The organism is Bradyrhizobium yuanmingense (assembly GCF_900094575.1).
GTDB classification, from domain to species: Bacteria; Pseudomonadota; Alphaproteobacteria; order Rhizobiales; family Xanthobacteraceae; genus Bradyrhizobium; species Bradyrhizobium yuanmingense.
The window spans coordinates 371496-397106 of the sequence record NZ_FMAE01000007.1 but is presented as its reverse complement, the minus strand read 5'-3'; the positions used below and the strand labels follow the sequence as shown (position 1 = coordinate 397106).

The following is a 25611-nucleotide window of genomic DNA, read 5'->3' as shown; positions in this document are numbered from 1 at the left end:
GTGCCATGGGGCGTGGTGAGTTGGAGGCGACAATGGAGCAGGACCTTCCGAAGCAGACAGCGCGCACGCGATCCCCGGTGAAGGCGGCGGGCATCTGGCAGAGAATTCAATCCTGGGACAGCCGCCTCTCGGTCACCAAGGGACTGACGGCCGTGACCCTGCTGACCGGCTTCCTGGGCGGATATTTCCAGTACCTGAATTCCTATGAACAGAAGGTCGGCGAGCAGGCCAAGGCGGACATGCAGAAGGCGACCGACACCTTCCTCGAGATCTCGGACGCCTTCGCCGACGTGCAGATCCAGCAGGAGACCATGCTGCGCGAGCAGTTCGGCTCGCTGAAGGCGCAGGCAAGCCCCGCTTTCATTCCGGTGGACTCCAAGACATTCGGCTCGTTCTCGGACTATTGGAAGGCGCGCACGTCGCTGCGGCGGAACGGCGCCATCTTTGCGCGCAAGGCGGAGATCTACATCGACTGGCCCAGCGACCTCGGGCGCGATCCGGCCGCAGAGCACACGCTCGACCAGGATCCCCTGACGGCAACGCTGCTCACCAAGTACAATTTCGATTGCGATTCCGACGCCAACCTTCCGCAGTTCAAGGGTGCGATCTTCAATGGCGCCGACCCCGGACGCCCCAGCGACGAATTGTGCAACGACCCGACGGCCAATGGGCTCAAATCCTACGTCAACCTCTGTGCCAGGCGGGCGGACGGCGAGATCGATGCGTTGCAGAAGGTCGTGACCATCAACTGGTGGAGCGCCAAGCACCACGTCCTGGTGATGCACCATTGCTTCGAGGTGCTCCGCGGCGGACCGAATGCGTTGCAAGCTCCGGCCTCCGGCAACGACGTGCCGAACGATCGCAAGCTCGACAAACCACGCGACAGCAATGAGCACAGGCTACAGCTTCAGGCCCGCCGGCTGGACGCGTTCATGACGCTGACCATGGCGCAGCTGGATCGCATCAGGGTGCGATACCGCCCCACCGGCTTCTTCTGCCATGTTCCGCTCGCGCGCGATGCCATCGGCTATTTCAGCAACCAGTGCCTGCCGAACCAGCCGGTCACGAGCGAGCGCAGCTGAGCCGTACCGCGGAGACACCTTCCGGCACCGGTAGCCGGCGTGATCGGCCTGTCATGACGGCCTGTTAGCGTCGGCCGTGTCGATCAACCGAAAGGACAATCCATGGATCTGAAGGCCGGCGATGTCGTGATGCTGAAATCCGGCGGTCAGCCGCTGACCGTCGCGGAGGTGAAGGAGAACGAGGCGCTGTGCCTGTGGATGGGCATGGAAGGCGACCTGTTCCGCGAGACGCTGCCGCTCGCCGTGCTCGTCCAGGTGGAAGAAGACGACGAGGACGACGAAGACGAAGATGATGACGAGGAGTAGGCACTTCTCGGACTGCATTCTCGTGCGAGCCGAGCGCTTCCCTTGATGACGGGCGCGGGGTTGATCAGACGAGGATACGAGGCGCCGCCGTGGCCTTGTCTCCGGAATTCGGCGTCCCCGTCGGTTCGATCAAGAGGATGTGCACTTCCCCACGCGCCACCGGCCGGTGTTCGACGCCCTTCGGCACGACAAAAACCTCGCCGGGGTTGAGGGTGACCGTGCGGTCCCGCAGCTCGATGTCCAGCGTCCCGCTGAGCACGAGAAAGAAGTCGTCCGTGTCCTCGTGCTTGTGCCAATGAAATGGCCCCTCGAGCTTGGCCACCATGATGTCGTTGTCGTTATAGGTCGCCACCGTGCGCGGGGAGAAGCGATCGGTGAACGTTGCGAGCTTCTCGGCGAGATTTGCGGGTGCTTTCATGGCGTCTCCCTGGACAAGCAGCAGTCTGGTCCGCGTTTGCAAGACGAGCTGCGCCGGTTAGCACGAGCTGAATCACAATACGAGACTGCTGCGACGCCGGGAGTGGCACAAGGATGGGTTTCGCAACGGCGAAACCCATCCCTACGAGCTGATGCCGATCGGATCAGAACCGATAGTTGATGCCGCCCTTGGCTGTATGAAGCTGAACCTCGGTGTCCGTGAAGGACGCTCCGGGGAATGCAAGAGCATTGCCGTTCGACTTTCCGAGATTGATGTAGATGTACTCGGCCTTGAACGTCCAGCGCGGGTCGAAAGCCCATTCAATGCCGCCACCCGCGGAGAAGCCGACCTGGACGTCGGACGATGACGCGCTTCGCGTCAGGGCCGGGAAGAAGCCGTTGAAATTGGCGATATTCGGCGTGGCGAGATTGGAGGTGAAGATGCTGTTCTTGACGTGGCCCCAGGCGAAGCCACCGGTACCGTAGATCAGCAGGTTGTTCGCGGCGTATCCGATGCGTCCGCGGATCGTGCCGAAGACATCGATTTCCTGCTTGAGATTGAACACGCCGGTGAAGGCGCCATTGTCGCCGCCGATCGTTCCGGTGACGCTGAAGGGGCGGCTCGCCGTTTCCCTGATGGCAGCGCCGCTGACATCCGCTTCCAGACCATACACGAACGTGCCGGACTGCCAGTTATAGCCGATTTGGCCGCCGCCGAATCCGCCCTTGGGGCTCACATCCAGGGTGAACGGCCCAGTGCCACCCGTGACGACATAGCCGGGCACCGTCCCGGTTGCGAGCGCGCCGGGATCGAAGGTCGCCGTCGGATCGCTCCAGCCATAACCGCCATGCACGCCGGCGTAAAAACCGGTCCAGCTGAATGCGACCGGCGCGGGCGGCGCCTTGGTGTAGGCCCTGGCAAGATCGGCCGCGGAGGCGGCGTGGGAGAGACACACAGCCGAGGCCAGAAGGGCAGCAGAGACGATGGATTTGGAGACAATGGATTTCATGACTTCCCTCGAACGCTGTGCGCGTGACAAGGCGGCACCGCTTAAGCCAAGGTATAGAGGTGGTCTCGCAATATTGCTGTAGCGTCGGCGACACAGCGTGGAACTGCGGAACACGGTTTGTGCGCGCGAAGTTCGCCTGACGCGACGCCGCCAGATTTTCGCGACATCAGATGCTCCTCAGACGCCAAGAACGCCATTTCAGCCGGCGTCGTTAGACCACGAGCTGCCTCGCGGCTGCCGAGATCATCACCAGCCCGCCGGTGATCACGGCGGCATCGAGGATCGCGGTGCGGATGTGCACCGGCATCGACGAAGGCCTTGGCGAAGAACGCCGGGCACGGCCATACCGAAGCAGAAGCTGCAGAAGCGAGATATCGGCGAAGCCCGAGACGATGGTCAATCTTTCTGGTCGCCTCTGATGCGGGCCACGGCTTGATCGGCGAGCGTAGCGAGCGCGGCTTCTTCCAGCGGGAAATCCGCTGCGAGCCAAGCGTCTTCAGCGAGCGCCAACACATGGCCGAGCGCAGGTCCTTCGGCGAGACCGCGGGCGATGAAATCGGCGGCCTTCAGCGGAAATTTCGGCGCGGTCCAGCGCTGCGGCAGCTCGGCAAGCGCGCGCCAGCGTATCGAGGTGACGTCGCCGCCGTTGCGTGCCCAGCCAAGCAATACGCGATCGTGATAGCTCTCGGGCCCGAGCCGGTACAGCAAGCGCCGTGCATTGGCTTCGTCCTTGGTGGCGAGGCGCCACCAGCGGTGCCCCATCGAATCCAGCGCCTTGGCCTCGGCATTGGAGAGCCGCAGGCGCACGGCGAGGCGCTTGGCGTCTTCGGTGACGGCGACCGAGAGCGCGGCCAGGCGCCGCGTGCTGCTGGGGCTGAGGCCGAGCTCGCGCTCGATCGCGATCATCGTGTCCAGGGGACCCGTATAGACGACGCCGCCAGTCAACGCCTGCAGCAATCCGCCCTCGGCCATGGCTCGCACGGCCGCAGCCGCACCACCGGCGACCAGCAGCTTGAGCATCTCCATGCGCACCCGCTCGGCCGACAGGCTGGCCAGGCCCGCGCGTCCGCGGATGCAGGCGAGATAGCCGTCGCGGTCGGGCTCGCCGGCGCCGAAGGCGGCGTGGATGCGGAAGAAGCGCAGGATGCGTAAGTAATCCTCGGCGATGCGCTGGTCGGGATCGCCGATGAAGCGCACGCGCCGCGCCTTGGCGTCGTTGATGCCGCCGACATAATCGTAAACCACGCCGCGCGCATCGACCGACAGGCCGTTCATGGTGAAGTCGCGCCGCTCGGCATCCTTCACCCAGTCGCGGCCGAACGCGACCTTGGCCTTGCGGCCGAAGGTCTCGGTGTCCTCGCGCAGCGTCGTGACTTCATAGGGGTGGGCATCGATCACCAGCGTGACCGTGCCGTGGTCGATGCCGGTCGGCACGCTCTTGATGCCGGCAGCCTTGGCCCGCCGTATCACCTCGTCGGGCAGCGCCGTGGTCGCGATGTCGATGTCACCCGGCGCAAGGCCGAGCAGCGCGTTGCGCACGGCACCGCCGACCACCCGCGCCTCCTCGCCATCGGTGCCGAGCAGCGCCAGGACGCGCGCGGTGCCGCCTGCGGTCAGCCAGGGCGCATCGGCGAGTAAAGGCTCCGCGCTCATGGACCCGCCCCTACTTTTCCGTGCCCGGCACGAGCTTGCCGTCCTCGATATGGGCGGGGACGTAGGTCGAATCCGGCGGCGCGCCGGAGAACTCCGCCAAGCCGATGAGGCCGGCGATGACCAGCACGATCGCCACCAGCGCAAGACGCGCGACGATCGCGACCGGCCATGAGGAGCGTGCGAACACACCCGACCGCGTCGCCGCCAGGAACAGCGCATAGACGGCAAAGGGGATGAGGAAGATTCCGATCTCGGTCAGAACCGTCCGGATCATGACGAATAGATCCGCTCATACAGCACACGCAGCATGCCCGCCGTCGCCCCCCAGATGTAGCGTTCCGCGAATGGCATCGCGTAATAGGATCGCGGCGTGCCGCGGAATTCCTTGCTGTGCACCTGATGGTTCACCGGATTCATCAGGAAGGATAGCGGCACCTCGAACGCATCATCAACCTCGGAATGGTTGATGCTGAGCGAAAAGCCGGGCCTGACCTTCGCCACCGTCGGCAGGATGCGGAAGCCGAAGGCGGTGCCGTAGAGATCGAGATAGCCGAGCGGCTCGACGAAGTCGCGTGCCAGCCCGACCTCCTCCTCGGCCTCGCGCAGCGCCGCATCGAGCGGCGAGGCATCGATCGCGTCGATCTTGCCGCCGGGAAAGGCGATCTGGCCGGCATGGTCGTTGAGATGCGCCGAGCGCTGCGTCAGCAGGATGGTGGGCTCGGGATGGTCGACCACCGCGATCAGGACCGCTGCCGGGCGCACCGGCTGCTCGCGCGCGATGATCTCGAGCATCTTGTCGGTGCCGGGATCGCCCGAGGCGGGGATGATGTTGGGATCATAGAGGCCGGGCGGCACGTCGAAGCCGAGCCTCGCCTTGGAGCGGGCGAAGAAATCCGCAGCGCCAAGCGCGACCGGCTCGTTCGTCAGGATAGGGTTGTTCAAATTCAAAGCGCCGCCCTCACCTGCTCCGCATCGGCCATGGCGAAGAACTCGCCGGCCGACTCGACACCGAACATCGGCTGGCCATCGACCATCCGCTCCTCGCCCATGTCAACCAGATCGTAATAGAGCGCGCGCGTCACCTTGGCCCAGAGGTCCGCGCGGACGTGCAGATAGGGCGTCAGCCCGCCATCCTCCGCCTGCTCGAAGCGCAGCCGGTGCGCCGCGTCGCAGGTGACCCAGTCGTCGACGTTGGTGCGGAAGTGCAGCACGCGATGGCTGCCCTCGCCGTCCTTCTGCATCTCGACCGCCATGAACGGCGCATCGTCGACGCGGATACCGACCTTCTCCACCGGCGTGACCAGGAAATGCTTGTCGCCCTCGCGCTTGAGAATGGTCGAAAACAGCCGCACCAGGGCGGGACGCCCGATTGGCGTCCCCATGTAGAACCAAGTACCATCGGAGGCGATTCGGATGTCGAGATCGCCGCAAAACGGCGGATTCCACAGATGCACCGGAGGCAGGCCCTTCTTGGCGCCTTCGGCATCGGCAGCGCTTTTGGCGGCGGCAGTCAGTCCCTCGAGACCCCGATCGGCGCTCTGCCCTTGGTTCGCCATGGTTTGCCCTGACTTTGTGATTGGCACGATTGGTGCAGGTCTACGTTGTACTTAGGTGCGCGGTTCCATCCGGAATAGCCCGGTGTGGAGGTCGCCACTTCGTGATGCCGTACATACCCCGAAGCCGATAAGGTGGGGATAGGTTAATTCAACGAATACATGGCCTTCCTGCAAGTCTAGCATGGGGCCCATGATCTGGCGTGATGACCTGACGTGACAGGCTGACGATGCAAGCAAGCCGCGTTGCACAGGCTGAAGGAGCAAGCGAATGGCGGAGAGTGTCGAGAAACTCGAGGACGGGATCGTCCGTTCGGCCGAGCAGGTGTCGAGCCAGGTTCGCGCGGCCAAGGACGCGATCGCCTCGGTCATCTTCGGCCAGGATCGCGTGATCGAGAACACGCTGGTCACCATCCTCTCCGGCGGCCATGCGCTCCTGATCGGCGTGCCGGGCCTTGCCAAGACCAAGCTGGTCGAGACGCTCGGCGTCACGCTCGGTCTCGACGCCAAGCGCATCCAGTTCACGCCCGATTTGATGCCTTCCGACATTCTCGGCGCCGAAGTGCTGGACGAGAGCACCGCGGGAAGGCGCGCCTTCCGCTTCATTGCCGGTCCCGTGTTCGCGCAGCTCCTGATGGCCGACGAGATCAACCGCGCCAGCCCGCGCACGCAATCGGCGTTGTTGCAAGCGATGCAGGAGCAGCACATCACCGTCGCCGGCGCGCGTCACGATCTGCCGAAACCGTTCCACGTGCTCGCGACGCAGAACCCGCTGGAGCAGGAAGGCACCTATCCGCTGCCCGAAGCCCAGCTCGACCGCTTCCTGATGGAGATCGACGTCGACTATCCCGACCGCGATGCCGAGCGCCGCATCCTGTTCGAGACCACGGGCGCGGAGGAGACTCTGGCCAAGGGCGCGATGACGCCGGATGCGCTGATCACCGCGCAGCGCCTGATCCGGCGCCTGCCGGTCGGCGATTCCGTGGTGGAGGCGATTCTCTCGCTGGTGCGCTCGGCCCGCCCGGGTCCGGACGCCGGCGAAGCCGGCAAGTTCATTGCCTGGGGCCCCGGCCCGCGCGCCAGCCAATCCCTGATGCTGGCGGTGCGCGCGCGTGCGCTGATCGACGGCCGCCTCGCACCCTCGATCGACGACGTGCTCGACCTTGCCGAGCCCGTGCTGAAGCACCGCATGGCGTTGACGTTCCAGGCGCGCGCCGAAGGCCGCACGATTCCGGACGTGATCCGGCAATTGAAGACACGGATCGGTTGATGGCAGCGGAGAACGGGCGGGCAGCGAAGGAGATATTGGCGATCCGACGTGCAGATGGCGAAAGCCGCACGCTCGCCGCTTCGTTGCCGCGCTTGGTGCTCGAGGCCCGCCGCATCGCCGCCAACGTCATCCACGGCCTGCATGGACGGCGCCGCGCCGGCTCGGGCGAAAACTTCTGGCAGTACCGCCGCTTCGTCTCGGGCGAACCGTCGCAGAACGTCGACTGGCGCCGCTCGGCGCGCGACGACCATCTGTACGTGCGCGAGCTGGAATGGGAAGCCTCGCACACGGTCTGGATCTGGCCGGACCGCTCGCCCTCGATGGCGTTCGCCTCGAAGACCGCGCGCGTGTCCAAGCTCGAGCGGACACTGATCGTCGCCTTCGCACTGGCCGAGCTGCTTGTCGCCGGCGGCGAGCGCGTCGGCATTCCCGGGCTGATGGCGCCGACCGCAAGCCGCAGCGTCATCGACAGGATGGCGCAGGCGATGCTGCATGACGATGCAGACCGACTGAGCCTGCCGCCATCCTTCGTTCCGGCCGCGCTGGCCGAGATCATCGTGCTGTCGGATTTCTGGTCGCCGATCGCCGAGATCAGGACGACGCTCGCCGGGCTGTCCAGCTCCGGCGCGCACGGCACGATGGTGCAGGTGGTCGATCCCGCCGAGGAATCGTTCCCCTATTCCGGCCGCGTCGAGTTCGTCGAGCCCGAAGGTTTTGGCGTGATCACCGCCGGCCGCGCCGAGAGCTGGGCGCAGGATTACACCGCGCGGCTTGCGCTGCACCGCGACCAGATCCGCGCCGAGACCAACAAGCTCGACTGGCTGTTCACGACGCACGCGACCGACCGCTCCGCCGCCGAACTCTTGCTGTTCCTGCATGCCGGCATGCAGGTGAGCAAGTCCGGCGCACGCACCACGACGATCAAGGCGGGGCCCGCCGCATGATGGGATTGCCGCTCGCCTTCACGCAACCGCTGCTCCTGATCGGCCTCGTCAGCCTGCCCGTGCTGTGGTGGCTCCTGCGCGTGATGCCGCCGCGGCCGCGCCGCATCGAGTTTCCGCCGACGCGGCTGTTGTTCGACATCACGCCGCGCGAAGAGACGCCCTCACGGACGCCGTGGTGGCTGACCGCGCTTCGCCTGCTCGCCGCCGCGCTGGTGATCTTCGCCGCCGCCGGCCCGATCTGGAATCCGCAAACGGGCATCTCCGGCAGCAAGGCGCCGCTGATGATCATGTTCGACGACGGCTGGAGCGCCGCATCGCACTGGGACGTCAGGATCACGACCGCCGACGAGCTTATCGCCAATGCCGACAATGACGGCCGCGGCATCGCGCTGGTGCCGCTGTCCGAGCCGAACCGCGACATCACCCTGATGCCGGCGGGTGCGGCGCGCGTCGCGCTGCGGCAGCTGGCGCCAAAGCCCTATTCGATCGATCGCGTCGAGACGCTGGCCGCGGTCGACCGTTTCCTCAAGGTCACCGGCGACTGCGAGATCGCCTGGCTCTCGGACGGCGTCGACACCGGCCGCGGCGAGGACTTCGTGGCCGGCCTCGGCAAGACCATCGGCGATCGCAGCCTGACCGTGTTCCAAGGCGGCACCTCCTCGCCGTTGGCCCTGGTCGCCGCCGAGAATGCCGCAGCGAAGATGACGGTGAAGGTGCTGCGCACCGACGGCGGGATTGCGGTCGGCACGGTACGCGCGCTGGACCAGAAGGCGTCGCCGATCGGCGAAGCGCGCTATTCGTTCGGCCCGCAGGACAAGGAAACCGAGGCGGCGTTCGACCTGCCGGTCGAGCTGCGCAACGACATCACGCGGCTGGAAATCTCCGGCGAGCGCTCGGCCGGCGCGGTGCAGCTGCTCGACAAGCGCTGGCGCCGCCGCGCCATCGGCATCATCTCGGGCGCGACCAGCGAGACCGCGCAGCCACTGCTGGCGCCGACCTTCTATCTCACCCGCGCGCTGGCGCCGTTCGCCGACGTCCGGCTCGCCGACAAGGGCTCGCCGCAGCAGGGCATCACGCAGTTTCTGGACCAGAAGCTGCCGATGATCATCCTCGCCGATGTCGGCACCATCGCGCCCGAGCTGCGGGAACGCCTCAATGCCTGGGTCGACCAGGGCGGCGTGCTGGTGCGGTTCGCTGGGCCCCGGCTGGCACAGGCGGAGGACGACCTCGTGCCGGTCAAGCTGCGCAAGGGCGGCCGCACGCTCGGCGGCAGCCTGACCTGGGAGAAGCCGCAGCGTCTCGCCTCCTTCGCCGTCGACGGCCCGTTCGCCGGCGTCGCGGTCCCCAAGGACGTCACCGTGAGCCGCCAGGTGCTGGCCGAGCCCGACGCCGTGCTCGCCACCAAGAGCTGGGCCTCGCTGGAAGACGGCACGCCACTCGTCACCGGCGAACATCGCGGCAAGGGCCTCGTCAGCCTGTTCCACGTCAGCGCCGACATGCGCTGGTCTGACTTACCGATGTCGGGCACCTTCGTCGAAATGCTGCGGCGGGTGGTCGACATGTCCGGCTACACCGCGAAGCCAGGCGCTGGCGTTGCCGGCGAAGCGACCGCTGAGACCGTGGCGCCGCTGCACATCCTCGACGGATTTGGCGCGTTCGGTCCGCCGCCCGCGACGGCCAAGCCGCTTCCTGCCGATTATCGCGACCGCGCCACATCAGATCATCCGCCCGGCTTCTACGGTCCGGCAGAAGGACCGCTCGCCGTGAACACGCTTGCCAGCGCCGACCGCATCGCCGCCCTGAACACCGCGAGCCTGCGTGCCCGGCACGCCACCTACACCAATGCCGAGCCGCGCGATTTGCGCGGCTGGCTGCTGTCGACGGCGCTCGCGCTGTTCCTGATCGACGCCATCATCATCGCGGTGCTCGGCGGCGGCATTGCCGCGCTGCTGCGCCGCCGCGCCGCGCCCGCGATGATCGTGCTCGCCCTGCTCGCGGGATTCGCGGCGCTCTCGCCGGCGCCGTCGCGCGCCGACGGCGTCACGGACGAGTTCGCGATGAAGTCGGTGTCGCAGACCCGCCTCGCCTATGTCGTCACGGGCAATGCGGACGTCGATTCCATCGTCAAGGCGGGAATGAACGGGCTGACGCTGTTCCTGGCCCAACGCACGGCGCTCGAGGCCGGTGATCCCGTCGGCGTCGATCCCGCGCGCGACGAGCTCGCGTTCTTCCCGCTGATCTACTGGCCGATCGTGCCGGGCGCGCCGAAGCCGCCGCAGGACGCCATCAACAAGATCGACGTCTACATGAAGCAGGGCGGCACCGTGCTGTTCGACACCCGCGACGCGATCGAGGCGCCGCCCGGCGCCAACGGCGCGGCGCAGACGCCGGCGATGCAGACGCTGCGCGAGATCCTGTCCTCGCTCGACGTGCCCGAGCTCGAGCCCGTGCCGCGCGAGCACGTGCTGACCAAGACCTTTTATCTGCTGCGCGACTTCCCCGGCCGCTTCACCGCCGGCCAGACCTGGGTCGAGACCTTGCCGCGCGAAGACGACGATGAGAGTGCGCAGCGGCCGGCGCGCGGCGGCGACGGCGTCTCGCCGATCATCATCACCTCGAACGACCTGGCCGGCGCCTGGGCGGTGCGGCCCGACGGACAGGCCATGCTGCCGGTGGCCGGCGGCGACCCCCGCCAGCGCGAATTCGCCTACCGCGCCGGCGCCAACATCGTGATGTACACGCTGACCGGCAACTACAAGGCCGACCAGGTCCACGCTCCGGCGCTGATCGAACGGCTGGGGCAATAGGATCGACATGAACTACGGCATCGCGTTCACACCGCTTGTTCCTACCATCGTGCTGTGGCTCGCGCTCGCCGCGATCGTCATTGTCGCGCTCGTGCTGCTGCTGGCGCGCGCGCGCGGCGCCGCGGTGCGGGTGGCCGCGCTGGCGCTGTTCCTGCTGGCGCTTTCCAATCCCTCCTTCACCCGCGAGGACCGCGATCCCCTCACCTCGGTCGCCGCTGTTGTCGTCGACAAGAGCCCGAGCCAGAACTTCGGCAACCGCAATCGCGAAGCTGCGCAAGCGCAGGAGGCGCTGGTCGACAGCCTGAAGAAGATCAAGGGCCTCGAGGTCCGCGTCGTCGAGGCCGGACAGGCCGACGGCGAGACCGACGGCACCAAGCTGTTCGGCGCGCTGGCCTCGGCCTTGGCGGACGTCCCGGTCGACCGCGTCGCCGGCGCGTTCCTGATCACCGACGGCCGCGTCCACGACATTCCCGCGAACGCCGCCGCGCTCGGCTTCCAGGCGCCGGTGCACGCGCTGGTCACGGGCCAGAAGGACGAGCGCGACCGCCGCATCGCGATCACCGCCGCGCCGCGCTTCGGGATCGTCGGGCAGAGCCAGACCATCTCCTATCGCCTCGACGACCAGGGTGTCTCCGGCGAGCGCGCCAGGGTCACGGTCCGCCGCGACGGCGAGGTCATCAACGAGCGCACGCTCTCCAGCGGCCAGGCCGCGAGCGTCGACGTCGACATCAAGCATGCCGGGCCGAACATCGTCGAGATCGAGGCCTCGCCGCTCGAACGCGAATTGACGCCGGTGAACAATCGCGCCGTCGTCGCCATCGACGGCGTGCGCGACAAGCTGCGCGTGCTGCTGGTCTCGGGCGAGCCGCATTCGGGCGAGCGCACCTGGCGCAACCTGCTCAAGTCCGACGCCAGCGTCGACCTCGTGCATTTCACCATTCTGCGCCCGCCGGAGAAGCAGGACGGCACGCCGATCAACGAATTGTCGCTGATCGCGTTTCCGACCCGCGAGCTGTTCCAGCAGAAGATCAACGAATTCCAGTTGATCATCTTCGACCGCTATGCCCGCCAGGGCGTGCTGCCGATCCCCTATTTCGAGAACATGGCGCGTTACGTGCGTGCAGGCGGCGCCGTGCTGGTCTCGGCCGGCCCCGACTATGCCTCTAACAGCAGCATCTGGCGCACGCCGCTCGATTCGGTGCTGCCGGCCGAACCGGTCGGCGTCACCGAGAAGCCGTTCTATGCGCATCTGTCGGACCTCGGCAAACGCCATCCCGTCACGCGCGGGCTGGAAGGCTCCGCCAGCGAGCCGCCGCGCTGGAGCCGGTTCTTCCGCACCGTCGATACCCGCAATGCGGTCAACCCGCCCGTGATGACCGGCGTCGACGGCAAGCCGCTGCTGTTCCTGTCGCGCTTCGGCGAGGGCCGCGTCGCGCTTCTGCTGTCCGACCACATCTGGCTGTGGGCGCGCGGCTATGAGGGCGGCGGTCCGCATCTCGACCTGCTCAGGCGGATGTCGCACTGGCTGATGAAGCAGCCTGATCTCGACGAGGAGGCGCTGCGCCTCCAGGTCCAGGGCAAGGACCTCGTCGTGGTGCGTCAGACCATGGCGGACAGCGTCCAGCCCGTCAGCGTGACCTCGCCGTCGGGCGTGTCGCAGGATCTGACGCTGAGCGCCGGCGATCCCGGCGAGTGGCGCGCCAGCCTGCCGGCGAGCGAACTCGGCCTGTGGCAGGCCACCGACGGCACGCTGAAGGCGTTGATCAATGTCGGCCCGACCAATCCGAAGGAATTTTCGGAAGTCACCTCGACGGTCGATACGTTGAAGCCGCTGACACAGGCGACGGGCGGCGATGCCGTGCGCGTGGCCTCTGGCTCGAGCGTCGAGCTGCCGCGCATCCTGCCGGTGCGCTCGGTCGGCATGTTCCACGGCGACGGGTGGATGGGTGTGCGGATGCGCGATGCCAGCGTGGTCAAGGGCGTCGGCGTGCTGCCGATCTTCTCCGGCCTGATCGGCCTGCTGCTGCTGCTCGGCGCATTCGCGGCGACCTGGGTGCGCGAGGGGCGGTAGTTGCCTGAACGACACATCGGCTGGGCGGCGAGTGCGCGCCCAACCGGCCTGCCGTTGACATCGGTGAACTGATCAGGCGATGTTATACTATAACATCGCGGCGTCCTGGGATTGACGCCCCGGTGTGGGGGTGGCGTTTTCCAGATGAAGTGGTTCCGGTCGAATAGCAGGCACGGCGCCCGGCTCGCGTTGTTCGCGATGCTGGTGCAGCTCGCGCTGACGTTCGGCCACAGCCATTGGTTCGCGCAGGCCGCGCCTTTTGCTCAATCATCGGTCCAGCACATCGAAGGCGGCGCCAAGGACGTTGCAGCGACCGACGGCGCCGCCGTCGAGAAGCAATCGCCCTCAAGTCCCGACCGCGAGCATTCGCGCGACGAGAGTTGCGCCATCTGCGCCATCATTGCGATGGCGGGTGCGATCGTGTCGGCGACGCCGCCCGTGCTGCTGCTACCGCAGGCGATCGAGCTGCTCAGGCGCAGCCTCGACGCCGAGTTCGCTCATCTGACATCGGCCGGCACGGCGTTCCAGCCGCGCGCCCCTCCTGCGTCCTGACTCCAACGCTTGATCACGCCCAGCCTCGCCGCACATCGGCAAGTGCCTGGGAGAAGTTGAAGTCGAATTCCGTCGCGTCGCGACGGCAGGCCGCCTCCGATCAGCAGAGCATCATCCGGACGGCGCCTGAGTGGAATCAGGACCATGTCATTTCAATTGCGACGCGCGCAGCGCCTTGGCGGAGCAAGCCTGCTCCTGCTCGGCGCCGCCGCTACATCCGCGTTCGCCCAAGACTCGGCACAACGACCGGCACAAGACAAATCATCGACCGAGCTCCCCGCCATCACCGTAACGGCGCCGAGCCCGATCGTACGCAGAGCAGTGGTGCCGACCCGCAACGCAGGCCGCGGCACGCGGACCGCGCGGGTGCGCAGCCGCGAGCAGACGGCTGAAGCGGCACCGGCAGCTCCCGTGCCCGCCGCGCCTCAGCAAGGCGTGCTGCCTGTTGTGACCGATCAATTCGCGACCGTCACCGTGGTGCCGAACGAGGAGATTCGGCGCAACGGCGGCGGCACGCTCGGCGATCTCCTGTTCTCCAAGCCCGGCATCACCGGCTCTGAATACGCACCCGGCGCATCCAGCCGCCCGATCATTCGCGGGCTCGACGCCAACCGGGTTGGCATTATCGAGAACGGAACAGGCAGCAACGGCGCGTCCGATCTCGGCGAGGATCACTTCGTGCCGATTGATCCGCTGGCAGCCACCCAGGTCGAGGTCATCCGCGGACCGGCGACGCTGCGCTACGGCTCCACCGCGATCGGTGGCGTGGTCAGCGCAACCAACAATCGAATTCCGGATGCCTTGCCGTCCTGCACGGCGCCCTTTCCGACTTACGGACTCCCGACCAAGGCGCCGCTGGCAAACGTGGGATCGCCGGGCTGCATCACCGCGGAAACGCGGACGGCCGTCACTTCGGTCGATCGCGGGACCGAAGGTGCCGTGCTGCTCGATGCCGGCGGCGGCAACTTTGCCTTCCACGCCGATGCCTTTGGCCGCAAGGCCGGCGACTACAACATCCCGAGCTATCCGTTCTTGACCGACCCGACGCTGCCGTTCAACGGACGCCAGCCGAATTCGGCATCGCAGGCCTACGGCGGATCTGTCGGCGGCTCCTACATCTTCGACGGCGGCTACGTGGGCGCGGCGATCACGCAGCACAACGCGCTCTATCACATACCCGGTATCGAGGGCAGCGAGTTCCTGACGCGGATCGACGGACGACAAACGAAGTTCACGACAAAAGGCGAGTATCGGCCGGACGCGGCGGCGATCGATGCGATCCGGTTCTGGGCCAGCGCCACCGACTATAAGCACGATGAGGTCGGGCTCGCCGACTCTGCCGACCTCGGCTCCCTCGGCGTGAGACAAACCTTCACCAACAAGGAACAGGAAGGCCGCGTCGAGGTGCAGCTTGCGCCGTTCGACGTCCGCTTTGCTGCGCTGACCACCGCTGTGGGCGTTCAGGCGTCGCACCAGAAGTTGACCGCGCCGAGTCCGGACGATCCAGGCAGCCCGATCAACGGACTGTTCGATCCGAACAAGAACACAAAGGTCGCCGGGTACATCTTCAATGAGTTCAAGTTCAGCGAAGCCACCAAGGCTCAGATCGCCGGACGCGTCGAGAGCGCAAGGTTGAGCGGCACGGCGCCGGCCTTCGTCCCCGATGTGTTCGACCTCGCCGTCGATCCGGCCGCGATCGGCCCCGCAACGGCGGTCAACCGCAACTTCACGCCGGTGAGCGGGAGCATCGGCCTGATCCACAGCCTTCCTTGGGATCTGGTCGCCAGCATCACCGGCCAATATGTCGAACGCGCGCCGAAACCGGCGGAATTGTTTTCGCGCGGCGGCCACGATGCCACCACCACTTTCGACATAGGCAATCCCAATCTCGGCATCGAGACCGCCAAGTCGGTCGAGGCGGGACTGCGACGGGCGGTCGGGCCGCTTCGCTTCGAAATCACCGGCTACTACACCAAGTTCAACGGCTTTATCTACCGGCGCCTGACCGGCAACACGTGTGAGGACGGCGTTTGCCAGCTTGGCGCTGGCCTCGAACTGAATCAGGCGGTCTATTCGCAGCGCGACGCGACATTCCGGGGCGGCGAATTCCAGTTCCAGTACGACGTGATGCCGGTCTGGAACGGGATCTGGGGCATCGAGGGTCAATACGACATCGTGCGCGCGACCTTCAACGACGGCACTAACGTGCCACGCATTCCGCCCCAGCGGCTGGGCGGTGGTGTGTACTATCGCGACGCCGAATGGTTTGCCCGGATCAACCTGCTGCACGCGTTCGCGCAAAACGACATCGCACCGATCGCGGAGACGCCGACGCCCGGCTACAATCTGCTAAGGGCCGAGGTCAGCTACAAAACGCAGCTCGATCAACGTTGGTTCGGCGCGCGCGAGATGCATGTCGGGCTCGTCGGCAACAACCTGTTGAACGAGAATATCCGCAATGCCGTCTCCTTCAACAAGGACCAGGTGCTGTTGCCCGGCATCGGCGTCAGGGCGTTCGCGAACTTCAAGTTCTAGGTAACGACACGCGCCGTCATTGCGAGGAGCCCTTGCGACGAAGCAATCCAGACCGCCTCCGCGGAAAGACTCTGGATTGCTTCGCTGCGCTCGCAATGACGGAGTATGACGCGCGCAGCCGCGCGTCTTCTCGACGGTCTCTTAGCCGGATGAGATACGAGCAGTGTCGTAGCCCGGATGGAGCGTAGCGTAATCCGGGGTTCTCTCGTTGCGGAAGACCTTCCCGGATTGCGCTGCGCTCCATCCGGGCTACGGCGTTTCCAACGACGCGCGCCGCTCCTATGTCCGCGCTTTGCTCCAGTCGGGGCCGACCGCGCCCGACACGCCCTCGAAGGCGCCGTCGACGAGCTCGAACACCAGGATGCGCGCGGCATCGACCGGGCCGGGCATGGTGACGCGGCCCTTCGGCACCTGTTTGAAGCCGACGCGGCCGTAATAGGGCTCGTCGCCGACCAGCAGCACGAGGCGGTGGCCTTTTTCCCTGGCGTCCTTCAGCGCGCGCTCCATCAACTGACGGCCGATGCCGCGATCGCGGAACGGCGGCTCGACGGTGAGCGGCCCGAGCAGCAGTGCCGGCGTTTGGCCGATCAGAATCGGCAATTGCCTGACGGAGCCGACCAGGAGCGTGCCGATACGGGCCGTGAAGGACAGTTCGAGCAGATGGTCGACGTGCTCGCGGATCCGGTAGGCGCTCAGCACGAAGCGGCCGGGGCCGAAGGTGCGTTCGTGCAGCCGCTCGATCGCCTGAGCGTCGCCGGCGGCTTCGGGAAGAATGGTCAGTGAGAGATCGTTCATGTCAATTCGCGGAGTAGCACTTGCGCCTGCGAAGGTCCATGGCGGCGGCGGTGCCCCGTTTACCTCCCGGCGGGCGAAGTGCAAGCCTGGCTCAACCTGCGTTCCGTTTCGACGCCGGCTGGGACAGATAGGCCAGCATCTTCATCTCCCGCCGCCCTCGCGTCACCGTATCGAGCACGAGCCCTGACGACACCGACAGCAAGGCCATGATCATCAGGCCCATCGACAGCACGGCAGTGGGCAGGCGCGGCACGAGGCCGGTTTCGATGAAGGTGATCACGATCGGAATCGCGAAGATGATCGACGCCAGCGCCAGCAGGATTCCGATCACCGTGAAGAAGCGCAACGGCCGCTCGCTGCGATAGAGCTTCAGCATGGTGCCGAGGATGCGAAAGCCGTCGCGCCAGGTGTTGAGCTTGGAGAACGAGCCTTCGGGGCGCGCATAATAGGGCGTCTCGACCTCGGCAACCGGCAGCGACAATTCCAGCGCATAGACCGCAAGCTCGGTCTCGATCTCGAAGCCGTCGGAGAGGACGGGAAAGGACTTGACGAAGCGGCGCGAGAACACCCGGTAGCCGGACAGGATGTCCTTGAAAGCGTGGCCGAAGGTGTCGGACAGGAAGCCGGTCAGCATGCGGTTGCCGGTGCGGTGGCCGAGCCGGTAGGCAGCCTGGACCTGATCGACGCGAAGCCCGACCACCATGTCGAGATGCTCGTCGAGCAGCTTGTCGATCATGATGGGTGCGCTCGGCGCATCGTAGGTGGCATCGCCATCGACCAGCACATAGACGTCGGCCTCGACGTCCGCGAACATGCGGCGCACGACGTGGCCCTTGCCCTGTCGGCGCTCGCTGCGCACGATCGCACCGGCTTCGCGCGCGACCGCGGCGGTCCGGTCGCGCGAATTGTTGTCGTAGACGTAGATCTCCGCCGCGGGCAGCGCCTTGCGGAAATCGGCAACGACGGTCGCGACCGCGGCCTCCTCGTTGTAGCAGGGCACCAGCACCGCGATACGAAGTTGCGTTGTGGTCATCAGGGCAGCACTCCGAGGCTTGTCGGCTCGCGCCCGAGCGGCGTGGCCTGCCGTGCGCGTCGAGCGGGTTACTAGCACAAGCTGCCCTCAGCGCCACGTCGCAATCACGGGCCTGCCATCGAGCACTTCGGCGATCCGCAGCCGCGTGCCGGGCGTGGTGCCCTCGGGCAATGCGGCATTGTCGAAGAACCCGCATTCGACGATCTCGCGGTTGGGCTCAGGGACGCGGTCCTGCCTGAACTGCCTGACCACGTAGACCGCGACGTGGTCGCGGCGGGAGACGTGGCTGTTGAGGAAGACGCCGTGCAGGATCGCCTCGCCGGTCAGATCGATGTCGCCCTCCTCCTTGAGCTCGCGCCGCAATGCCTCTTCCATGGTCTCGCCGAAATCGACGCCGCCGCCAGGCAAATACCAGCCGCTGACGTAGCTATGCCTGACCAGGAAGACGCGATTGTCGGCATCCAGCACCACGGCACGGACGCCGAGCGTCATGCCGCGGACGAGGAGGAAATAGCCGTGCAAGAACCGCCGCAGCAGCGGCTCGGCTTTCCGTCGGGCTCGGTTCAGACGTTCTCCCATCAGGCTCCTCGACGCCCCGTTTCAGGCCCTGCTTGCGCGGGGCGCGCGACCTTGCCATTACAGCGGAGCAATAGCGAGGCATTCGCGCGCCATGACTCCCTCCACGCTGGCTCCCTTCACGCTCGCCCACCTGTCCGATCCGCATCTGGCGCCTTTGCCGAAGCCGCGGCTGATCGAGCTCGCGGGCAAGCGCGCGTTCGGCTATGTCAACTGGACGCGCAACCGCCACAAGTACCAGCGCCGCGAGGTTCTCGACGCGCTCGTCGCCGACATGAAGGCGCAGGCGCCCGACCACATCGCAGTGACGGGCGATCTCGTCAACCTGGCGCTGGAGGCGGAGTTCGCACCGGCGCTGGCCTGGCTCGAAAGCGTCGGCCCGCCCGACCGCGTGACCGCGATCCCCGGCAATCACGACGCCTATGTCAGCGCGACGCGTCATCGCTTCGGCGAGACGTTCCTGCACTACATCGCCGCGGACACACCCGGCGGCGCAGCCTTCCCAGCGGTGCGCCGGCGCGGGCCGCTTGCCCTGATCAGCCTGTCCACGGCGGTGCCGACCCTGCCGCTGATGGCGACCGGCACGCTCGGGCGCGATCAGCTCGCCGCGCTTGCGGAGGTGCTCGAGCGGCTCGCCGCGGAAGACGTCTTCCGCGTGCTGCTGGTGCATCATCCGCTGAAGTCCAGCGCGCGGGCGAAGCGGATGACGGACGCGCCGGAATTGCTGGGACTGTTGAAGCGCCACGGCGTCGAGCTGGTCCTGCACGGGCACGACCACATTCATTCGACGATGTGGTTCGAGGGTCCAAACGGCAACATTCCCGCGCTCGGCGTGCCGTCGGCCTCCGCGCTGGCGCACGGACGTTATCCGGCGGCGGCGTACAATCTGTTCACCATCGAGAAGGACAATGCCGGCTGGCGCTGCGAGCAGACGGTGCGAAGCCTCGGGGCGGGGTTTCAGGTTGGGCAGATCAAGCATGTGCGGTTGATTTAGCCCCGGTCGTCATTGCGAGCGCAGCGAAGCAATCCAGGAATCTCCGCGGAGGCAATCTGGATTGCTTCGTCGCAAGGGCTCCTCGCAATGACGAAGGAGAGAGCCTCACCAGCTCCGCAAGACCGCAAGCACTGCCACCCCGAACAACGCCGCAGCGCCGAGCACGAAGCCGAACACGAATGGCCACAGGCGCGAGCGGCGCGGCGGCGCGGCGGCCGGGGCCTGCGGTTCGGGCGCGACCACCATCGCCCGCTCGCGCTCGACCATGCGGCGCGCGACATAGTCGGTGACGGCCTCGACGATCACGGCGGTGTCGTGCGATTCGGCGAGCACGATGCGGCCGAAGCGGGTGTCCTGGACGAAGCGGTACATCCGCTTGTCGCGCCCCATCACGATGTGGGCGACGACGTCGATCCACAGCCGCGGCGTATCGCCCTGGCTGATGCCGCGGTCGAACAGGTCGATCTGATCAGGCACCTGCGCGAACAGGGGATCGAGCGCGTCGTTGAGGATCTCGAGCCGTGCCACCTCGGCGTCGCGCAAATCGACGACGACGCCGGTGCGGTCGGCCGCCTCGATCCGCGCGCGCAGCAGCGCATCGCGCAGCCGCACCGGGCGCGGCTGGCCGGGATCGGTCCCGCTGGTCTCGGGCTCTGACATTGTCGGCCTCGTCCTCGACTTATCCCCATTAACCTATCAGCAACCAAACCCTCCGCAAAGGCCTACAATTCCAGAGACTTACGGCGCCCACAGCTGGTTCACCTGTGCCAAAAACAGACGATCCCACCCAGGCAGGGCCTGGATGGGACCATCCGTCCTTGGACGTCTTCTTAAGTCGGGGCGATCAGGCCGAGACCCGCGAGGGCTCTTCCACGATCGAGAAGCGGACGCCGGCCTTGTGACGGCTTTCTTCCGAGACTTCCTTCCAGCACTCTTCGGCTTCCTTGCGGGTCTTGAACGGACCTTTGACCTGGGCCGAGCCTTCCACGAGCTTGTGGAAGTTCATCGAACCGAACTCGCCGCCGATCACCCAGAAATTGCTGCCTTTGGTCATTGTCAGTCTCCTGTTGAGGTGCGTGACCGGCCTGGACTCCAACCTGGCTTCCAGACCGGTCCGATCCGCCGTTAGCCGAACTGGTTCATCGTGTTGTGGACGCCGCCCGCCTTCAGCGCAGCTTCGCCCGCGAAGTACTCCTTGTGGTCGTCGCCGATGTCGGAGCCGGCCATGTTCTGGTGCTTCACGCAGGCGATGCCCTGACGGATCTCGGCGCGCTGGACGTTCTTGACGTAGCCCAGCATGCCCTGCTCGCCGAAATACTCGCGGGCGAGATTGTCGGTCGAGAGCGCGGCCGTGTGATAGGTCGGCAGCGTGATCAGGTGGTGGAAGATGCCGGCGCGCTTGGCCGAATCCGCCTGGAAGGTACGGATGCGCTCGTCGGCTTCCTTCGCCAGCGGCGTGTCGTCGTACTCCGCCTTCATCAGCTCGGCACGGTTGTACTTGCTGACGTCCTGGCCCGCTTCCTTCATCGCGTCGTAGACCTGCCAACGGAAGTTGAGGGTCCAGTTGAACGACGGCGAGTTGTTGTAGGCGAGCTTGGCGTTCGGCACCACCTTGCGGATGCGGTCGACCATGCTGGCGATCTGCTCGATATGCGGCTTCTCGGTCTCGATCCAGAGCAGGTCGGCGCCGTTCTGCAGCGAGGTGATGCAATCGAGCACGCAGCGGTCTGCACCGGTGCCGGGGCGGAACTGGTAGAGGTTGGAGGGCAGCCGCTTCGGACGCATCAGCTTGCCGTTGCGGTTGATGATGACGTCGCCGTTCTTGGCGTTCTCCGCGGTGATTTCCTCGCAATCGAGGAAGCTGTTGTACTGGTCGCCGATGTCGCCGGGCTTGTGGCTGACCGCGATCTGCTGCGTCAGGCCGGCGCCGAGCGAGTCGGTGCGGGTCACGACGATGCCGTCTTCGACGCCGAGCTCGAGGAAGGCGTGGCGGCAGGCGCGGATCTTCGCCAGGAAGACGTCATGCGGCACCGTGACCTTGCCGTCCTGGTGGCCGCACTGCTTCTCGTCGGAGACCTGGTTCTCGATCTGCAGCGCGCAGGCGCCCGCCTCGATCATCTTCTTGGCGAGCAGATAGGTCGCCTCCGCGTTGCCGAAGCCGGCATCGATGTCGGCGATGACGGGGACGACATGGGTCTGGAAGTTGTCGATCTTCTCGATCAGCTCGTTCTCGCGGGTCTTGTCGCCTTCCTTGCGCGCCTTGTCGAGCAGACGGAAGATGTCGTTGAGCTCGCGCGAATCGGCCTGACGCAGGAAGGTGTAGAGCTCCTCGATCAGCGCCGGCACCGCGGTCTTCTCGTGCATGGACTGATCGGGCAGCGGACCGAATTCGGAGCGCAGCGCCGCGATCATCCAGCCGGAGAGATAGAGATAGGTGCGGTCGGTCTTGCCGCCGAAGTGCTTCTTGACCGAGATCAGCTTCTGCTGGGCGATGAAGCCGTGCCAGCAGCCCAGCGACTGGGTGTACTTGGTGGGATCCTTGTCATAGGCGGCCATGTCGGCGCGCATCACGGCCGCGGTGTAGCGGGCGATGTCGAGGCCGGTCTTGAAACGGTTCTGCAGGCGCATGCGCGCGACGGCCTCGGCCGACACGCCGTTCCAGGTCGGCTGGGTCTCGAGGAGCGCCTGAGCCGCCTTGACCTCGTCCTGATACGAGGACGGACCCTGGAGGGTGCTGATACCGCGGGGCTGGTAATTCATGTGCCTGATCCTTTCGCTGACGATGGCGAGGCAGCCATCGACATTCTTGACAATGCATTGCGAGATGCGTGTCAGAAGCTAAACGCGAAAAGGAAAAGTTCGTACAGATGGCTTGTTTTTATTGGTGATGTCATGTAACATCTGAACGTGTAATACATGTCACTTTGTAAAACTTGTAAAAATAATAGGTCAACTGTTCTGACCTTGATTGAGTCTGGAGATCTGAGACATGCCCGCCGATTCCGGCAAGAAACTCTTCGTCGGCCCGCGCTTCCGGCGAATCCGGCAGCAATTGGGGCTGTCGCAGACCCAGATCGCCGAGGGGCTCGGGATCTCGCCCAGCTATGTCAACCTGATCGAGCGCAACCAGCGCCCGGTCACGGCGCAGATCCTGCTGCGGCTGGCCGAGACCTATGACCTTGACCTGCGCGATCTCGCCACCGCGGACGAGGACCGCTTCTTCGCCGAGCTGAACGAGATCTTCTCCGATCCCCTGTTCCGGCAGATCGACGTGCCCAAGCAGGAGCTGCGCGACCTCGCCGAGCTCTGCCCCGGCGTCACCCATGCGCTGCAGCGGCTCTACGCGGCCTATACCGAGGCGCGTCAGGGCGAGACCCTGGCCGCGGCGCAGATGGCCGACCGCGACGTCGGCACGCGCTTTGAAGCCAATCCGGTCGAGCGCGTGCGCGAGCTGATCGAGGCCAACCGCAACTATTTTCCGGAGCTGGAGCAGGCGGCGGAAAATCTGCGCGACGAGTTGAACGAGCCCGCCGAAGGGCTGTATGCCGCGCTGATAACGCGCTTGCGCGAGAAGCACTCGATCCAGACCCGCATCATGCCGGTCGACGTGATGCGCGAGACGCTCCGCCGATTCGACCGCCACCGCCGGCAGCTGCTGATCTCGGAGCTGGTCGATCCGCCCGGCCGCGCATTCCAGCTCGCCTTCCAGCTGGGCCTGGCGGAATGCGCGCAGGCGCTGGAGACCATCATCGGCCGGGCCGGCCCGCTGGACGATGCGCCGCGGCGGCTGTTCCGGATCACGCTCGGCAATTACTTCGCGGCCGCCGTGATGATGCCCTACCCGGCGTTCCTCGCGGCCGCCGAAGCGCTGAACTACGACATCCACGTGCTGGCACAGCGCTTCAATTCCGGCTTCGAGCAGGTCTGCCACCGCCTCACCACGCTGCAGCGACCGAATGCGCGCGGCATTCCGTTCTTCCTCTTGCGCGTCGACAATGCCGGCAACGTCTCCAAGCGTTTCTCCTCCGGCACCTTCCCGTTCTCGAAATTCGGCGGCACGTGTCCGCTCTGGAATGTGCATTCGACCTTCGACACGCCGGATCGCCTGCTCAAGCAGGTGATCGAGCTGCCCGACGGCACGCGCTATTTCTCGATCGCGCAGATGGTGCGCCGCCCCGTGGCGCCGCATCCGCTGCCGCAGCCGCGCTTTGCCATCGGCCTCGGCTGCGAGATCCGCCACGCCGCCCGCCTGACCTACGCCACCGGCATGGACCTGGAGAAGGCCGAGGGCACCCCGATCGGCGTCAACTGTCGCCTCTGCGAGCGCGAGAACTGCGCCCAGCGCGCCGAGCCACCGATCACACGCACGTTGATCCTGGACGAGACGACGCGGCGGGTGTCGAGCTTTGCGTTCTCGAATGCAAGGGAGTTGTGAGGCACACACTCTCTCTTCCGTCATGGCCGGGCTTGACCCGGCCATCCACGCGCTTCCGCGTACGCAGAAAGACGTGGATGCCAGGGTCAAGCCCGGGCATGCCGACCAAGTGTGTGGTCGCCGCTCCGGTCATCAATAGCGCGCGCCCTCACGCCAGCGTATGCACGATCACCGGTCCCGCCATGGCGCGGGCGTCGCCGGCGAGCAGCGGGCCGAGATCCTTCTCGATCCAGGCGATGGCGCGCTTGTTCGCTTCCTCGGCCTGCTCGAACTTGTCGAAGATCGAGATCGCGGTGACCGTGTCGTCGCCGCCATAGACGACGTAATAGGCGCGGAAACCGTCGACGTCGCTGATGATGGGAACGGCGCCGTCCTTGATGCGGCGCGTCAGCTCTTCCGCGCTCCCGCTTTTCGCCTTGGCCTGACGGATGGCGGCATACATGGCATCCTCCCCTTCCGGCTATGATGTGAGGGCCTCGAGCCCGGGCGGATGTTACGCCGAAGCGCGCAGCCGATCCACGCTTGGTTAACCCGACCCTAATCCGCCCGCGCGATCTGCAACCAACGGTTAAGCACGCCTCAACATCGGTGCCTTAGTCTCGCCGCACTCACTTTTCGCAAACAAGGGCGGCTTAATCTGCCGGGCGAAGTGACATCAGGGGGTTCACCATGCGCATTGCGTTGCTGCTGACCGCGACCATTGTCGGCGCGCTATTCGCCAGTCCAACCATCGCCGGGTCGCTCGATGCCGGCGCGGCGCAGCCGCTGCCGCCGGGCTTCCAGAGCTACCGCGGCTACATGTTCGACATCTCCGAGAACCGCGACCGCAAGGATGTCGACAAGCTCACCGAGAACCTGAAGAGCCAGATCGACGTCGTCGAAGGCGTCGGCCTCTCCCCGCGCGTGCTGCGCTTCTTCCACACCGTTCCGATCGTCGCGAGCGAACTCGCCTGCCTCGACGAAGGCGCCGCCACCGCCTGCTACGGCCGGGTCACGCCGGACATGCAGCGCACCGCGCCCCGGACCCTGACGGTCTGGGACCCCGCCAAGCAGCGCTGGACCAATCCTAATGCCGTCGACCTCGCGGTCGATTCGGGCCTCGGCGTGATCATGCTGCGGCCGGACATGATGCGCTACGAGAAGGAGGCCGTGCTGCTGCACGAGATGCTGCACGCCTTCCACGCGCGGCTGCTGCCGGACGGCTACGCCAACAAGGGCGTGATCACCTACTACGCCCTCGCCAAGTCCAAGGACCTCTTGCCCAAGGAATCCTATGCGATGAAGAATCCCATGGAATTCTTTGCGGTGACCGCCAGCATCTTCCTGGCCGGCAAGAGCGAATTCCACGATCCGAAGTCGCGCGAGGCGCTCAAGGAGAAGATGCCGGACTATTACAAATATCTCGTCGGCGTGTTCGGCTTCGACCCCGAGCCGGCGGCCTCGAACGGCCCGGTCGCCTCGCTGAAATGAACGGACGGCGCCAAGCCAAGCCAAAGAGCCGCGCGAACAGCGCGGCTTTTTTGTTTCGCAGACCGGAAGCTGCGGATGACGCACAGCCGGGAATTGCCAAGCCGGGGT

General features: G+C 66.0%; 24 protein-coding genes and 1 pseudogene. 11 read left to right on the top strand and 14 right to left on the bottom strand.

From position 1 onward, the window contains the following. Positions 1 to 32 precede the first annotated feature (32 nt). Both GA0061099_RS26415 and GA0061099_RS26410 read left to right on the top strand, forming a co-directional pair. A complete protein-coding gene (locus tag GA0061099_RS26415; protein WP_141697675.1) occupies positions 33 to 1082 on the top strand; it encodes a hypothetical protein in 1050 nt (349 codons plus the stop codon). A gap of 102 nt (positions 1083 to 1184) precedes the next feature. After that, positions 1185 to 1388: a DUF2158 domain-containing protein gene (locus GA0061099_RS26410; protein ID WP_036024831.1), complete on the top strand. Its 204-nt coding sequence runs from the start codon at positions 1185 to 1187 to the stop codon at positions 1386 to 1388. 64 nt (positions 1389 to 1452) lie between these two features. On the opposite strand, the gene GA0061099_RS26405 is transcribed toward GA0061099_RS26410, so the two are convergent. From GA0061099_RS26405 to GA0061099_RS26380, 7 genes and pseudogenes are all read right to left on the bottom strand, one after another. Next, on the bottom strand, positions 1453 to 1806 hold the full coding sequence (locus GA0061099_RS26405; RefSeq protein WP_036024830.1) for a cupin domain-containing protein: 354 nt from the start codon (positions 1804 to 1806) through the stop codon (positions 1453 to 1455). A 163-nt stretch (positions 1807 to 1969) separates the two neighbouring features. Continuing rightward, the gene (locus GA0061099_RS26400) at positions 1970 to 2815 is read right to left on the bottom strand and encodes an outer membrane protein (RefSeq protein WP_074448124.1); all 846 of its coding nucleotides are present in this window, start codon (positions 2813 to 2815) and stop codon (positions 1970 to 1972) included. A 211-nt stretch (positions 2816 to 3026) separates the two neighbouring features. Next, positions 3027 to 3122: pseudogene (locus tag GA0061099_RS42995) on the bottom strand (sulfite exporter TauE/SafE family protein); the annotation flags it as partial. Positions 3123 to 3211: 89 nt separating this feature from the next. Next, positions 3212 to 4468: a CCA tRNA nucleotidyltransferase gene (locus tag GA0061099_RS26395; protein ID WP_036024827.1), complete on the bottom strand. Its 1257-nt coding sequence runs from the start codon at positions 4466 to 4468 to the stop codon at positions 3212 to 3214. A gap of 10 nt (positions 4469 to 4478) precedes the next feature. After that, complete coding sequence (locus GA0061099_RS26390; protein WP_036013774.1) at positions 4479 to 4742, bottom strand: DUF6111 family protein; 264 nt, start codon at positions 4740 to 4742, stop codon at positions 4479 to 4481. Then, positions 4739 to 5410: a CoA pyrophosphatase gene (locus GA0061099_RS26385; protein WP_036024826.1), complete on the bottom strand. Its 672-nt coding sequence runs from the start codon at positions 5408 to 5410 to the stop codon at positions 4739 to 4741. The genes GA0061099_RS26390 and GA0061099_RS26385 overlap by 4 nt, the downstream gene beginning before the upstream one ends. 2 nt (positions 5411 to 5412) lie before the next feature. Next, the gene (locus GA0061099_RS26380) at positions 5413 to 6024 is read right to left on the bottom strand and encodes a DUF1285 domain-containing protein (protein WP_036024825.1); all 612 of its coding nucleotides are present in this window, start codon (positions 6022 to 6024) and stop codon (positions 5413 to 5415) included. 268 nt (positions 6025 to 6292) lie between these two features. Here GA0061099_RS26380 and GA0061099_RS26375 point away from each other — a divergent pair, with 268 nt between their 5' ends. From GA0061099_RS26375 to GA0061099_RS26350, 6 genes are all read left to right on the top strand, one after another. Beyond that, positions 6293 to 7291, top strand: coding sequence for an AAA family ATPase (locus tag GA0061099_RS26375; protein WP_025038173.1), 999 nt, complete (start codon positions 6293 to 6295; stop codon positions 7289 to 7291). Continuing rightward, complete coding sequence (locus GA0061099_RS26370) at positions 7291 to 8235, top strand: DUF58 domain-containing protein (protein WP_036024824.1); 945 nt, start codon at positions 7291 to 7293, stop codon at positions 8233 to 8235. Before GA0061099_RS26375 ends, GA0061099_RS26370 begins: the two co-directional genes overlap by 1 nt. Then, positions 8232 to 11042: a DUF4159 domain-containing protein gene (locus tag GA0061099_RS26365; protein ID WP_036024822.1), complete on the top strand. Its 2811-nt coding sequence runs from the start codon at positions 8232 to 8234 to the stop codon at positions 11040 to 11042. Before GA0061099_RS26370 ends, GA0061099_RS26365 begins: the two co-directional genes overlap by 4 nt. Positions 11043 to 11049: 7 nt before the next feature. Further along, positions 11050 to 13113 carry a membrane protein gene (locus GA0061099_RS26360; RefSeq protein ID WP_036024821.1) on the top strand — a complete coding sequence of 688 codons (2064 nt, stop codon included), beginning with the start codon at positions 11050 to 11052 and terminating at the stop codon, positions 13111 to 13113. A gap of 144 nt (positions 13114 to 13257) precedes the next feature. After that, positions 13258 to 13665: a DUF2946 family protein gene (locus GA0061099_RS26355; protein ID WP_036024819.1), complete on the top strand. Its 408-nt coding sequence runs from the start codon at positions 13258 to 13260 to the stop codon at positions 13663 to 13665. A gap of 144 nt (positions 13666 to 13809) precedes the next feature. Next, positions 13810 to 16200 carry a TonB-dependent receptor gene (locus GA0061099_RS26350; RefSeq protein WP_036024817.1) on the top strand — a complete coding sequence of 797 codons (2391 nt, stop codon included), beginning with the start codon at positions 13810 to 13812 and terminating at the stop codon, positions 16198 to 16200. Between the two features lie 279 nt (positions 16201 to 16479). Here the strand turns inward: GA0061099_RS26350 and GA0061099_RS26345 are convergent, their stop codons facing one another. The 3 genes from GA0061099_RS26345 to GA0061099_RS26335 form a co-directional block, all read right to left on the bottom strand. Then, on the bottom strand, positions 16480 to 16995 hold the full coding sequence (locus GA0061099_RS26345; protein ID WP_036013792.1) for a GNAT family N-acetyltransferase: 516 nt from the start codon (positions 16993 to 16995) through the stop codon (positions 16480 to 16482). 91 nt (positions 16996 to 17086) lie between these two features. Then, positions 17087 to 18028, bottom strand: a complete 942-nt coding sequence (locus tag GA0061099_RS26340; RefSeq protein WP_036024815.1) for a glycosyltransferase family 2 protein — start codon at positions 18026 to 18028, stop codon at positions 17087 to 17089. A gap of 87 nt (positions 18029 to 18115) precedes the next feature. After that, positions 18116 to 18607, bottom strand: coding sequence for an NUDIX domain-containing protein (locus GA0061099_RS26335; protein ID WP_036013806.1), 492 nt, complete (start codon positions 18605 to 18607; stop codon positions 18116 to 18118). 106 nt (positions 18608 to 18713) lie between these two features. On the opposite strand from GA0061099_RS26335, the gene GA0061099_RS26330 reads away from it, so the two are divergent. Continuing rightward, positions 18714 to 19598: a metallophosphoesterase family protein gene (locus tag GA0061099_RS26330; protein WP_036013809.1), complete on the top strand. Its 885-nt coding sequence runs from the start codon at positions 18714 to 18716 to the stop codon at positions 19596 to 19598. A gap of 105 nt (positions 19599 to 19703) precedes the next feature. Here the strand turns inward: GA0061099_RS26330 and GA0061099_RS26325 are convergent, their stop codons facing one another. The 3 genes from GA0061099_RS26325 to GA0061099_RS26315 form a co-directional block, all read right to left on the bottom strand. Then, entirely contained in the window at positions 19704 to 20258 is a 555-nt protein-coding gene (locus GA0061099_RS26325) for a hypothetical protein (protein WP_036024814.1), read from the bottom strand. Positions 20259 to 20442: 184 nt separating this feature from the next. After that, positions 20443 to 20652 (bottom strand): DUF4170 domain-containing protein, encoded by a 210-nt coding sequence (locus GA0061099_RS26320; protein WP_036013800.1) that lies wholly within the window; start codon positions 20650 to 20652, stop codon positions 20443 to 20445. Positions 20653 to 20723: 71 nt separating this feature from the next. Beyond that, the gene (locus GA0061099_RS26315) at positions 20724 to 22358 is read right to left on the bottom strand and encodes an isocitrate lyase (RefSeq protein WP_036024812.1); all 1635 of its coding nucleotides are present in this window, start codon (positions 22356 to 22358) and stop codon (positions 20724 to 20726) included. Between the two features lie 229 nt (positions 22359 to 22587). On the opposite strand from GA0061099_RS26315, the gene GA0061099_RS26310 reads away from it, so the two are divergent. Next, positions 22588 to 24033, top strand: a complete 1446-nt coding sequence (locus tag GA0061099_RS26310) for a helix-turn-helix domain-containing protein (protein WP_036013804.1) — start codon at positions 22588 to 22590, stop codon at positions 24031 to 24033. A 148-nt stretch (positions 24034 to 24181) separates the two neighbouring features. Here GA0061099_RS26310 and GA0061099_RS41385 read toward each other — a convergent pair whose 3' ends face one another. Then, entirely contained in the window at positions 24182 to 24475 is a 294-nt protein-coding gene (locus GA0061099_RS41385) for a hypothetical protein (protein WP_036024810.1), read from the bottom strand. Between the two features lie 227 nt (positions 24476 to 24702). Between GA0061099_RS41385 and GA0061099_RS26300 the strand changes: the two genes are divergently transcribed. Then, entirely contained in the window at positions 24703 to 25503 is an 801-nt protein-coding gene (locus GA0061099_RS26300; protein ID WP_036024809.1) for a hypothetical protein, read from the top strand. Positions 25504 to 25611: the final 108 nt, after the last annotated feature.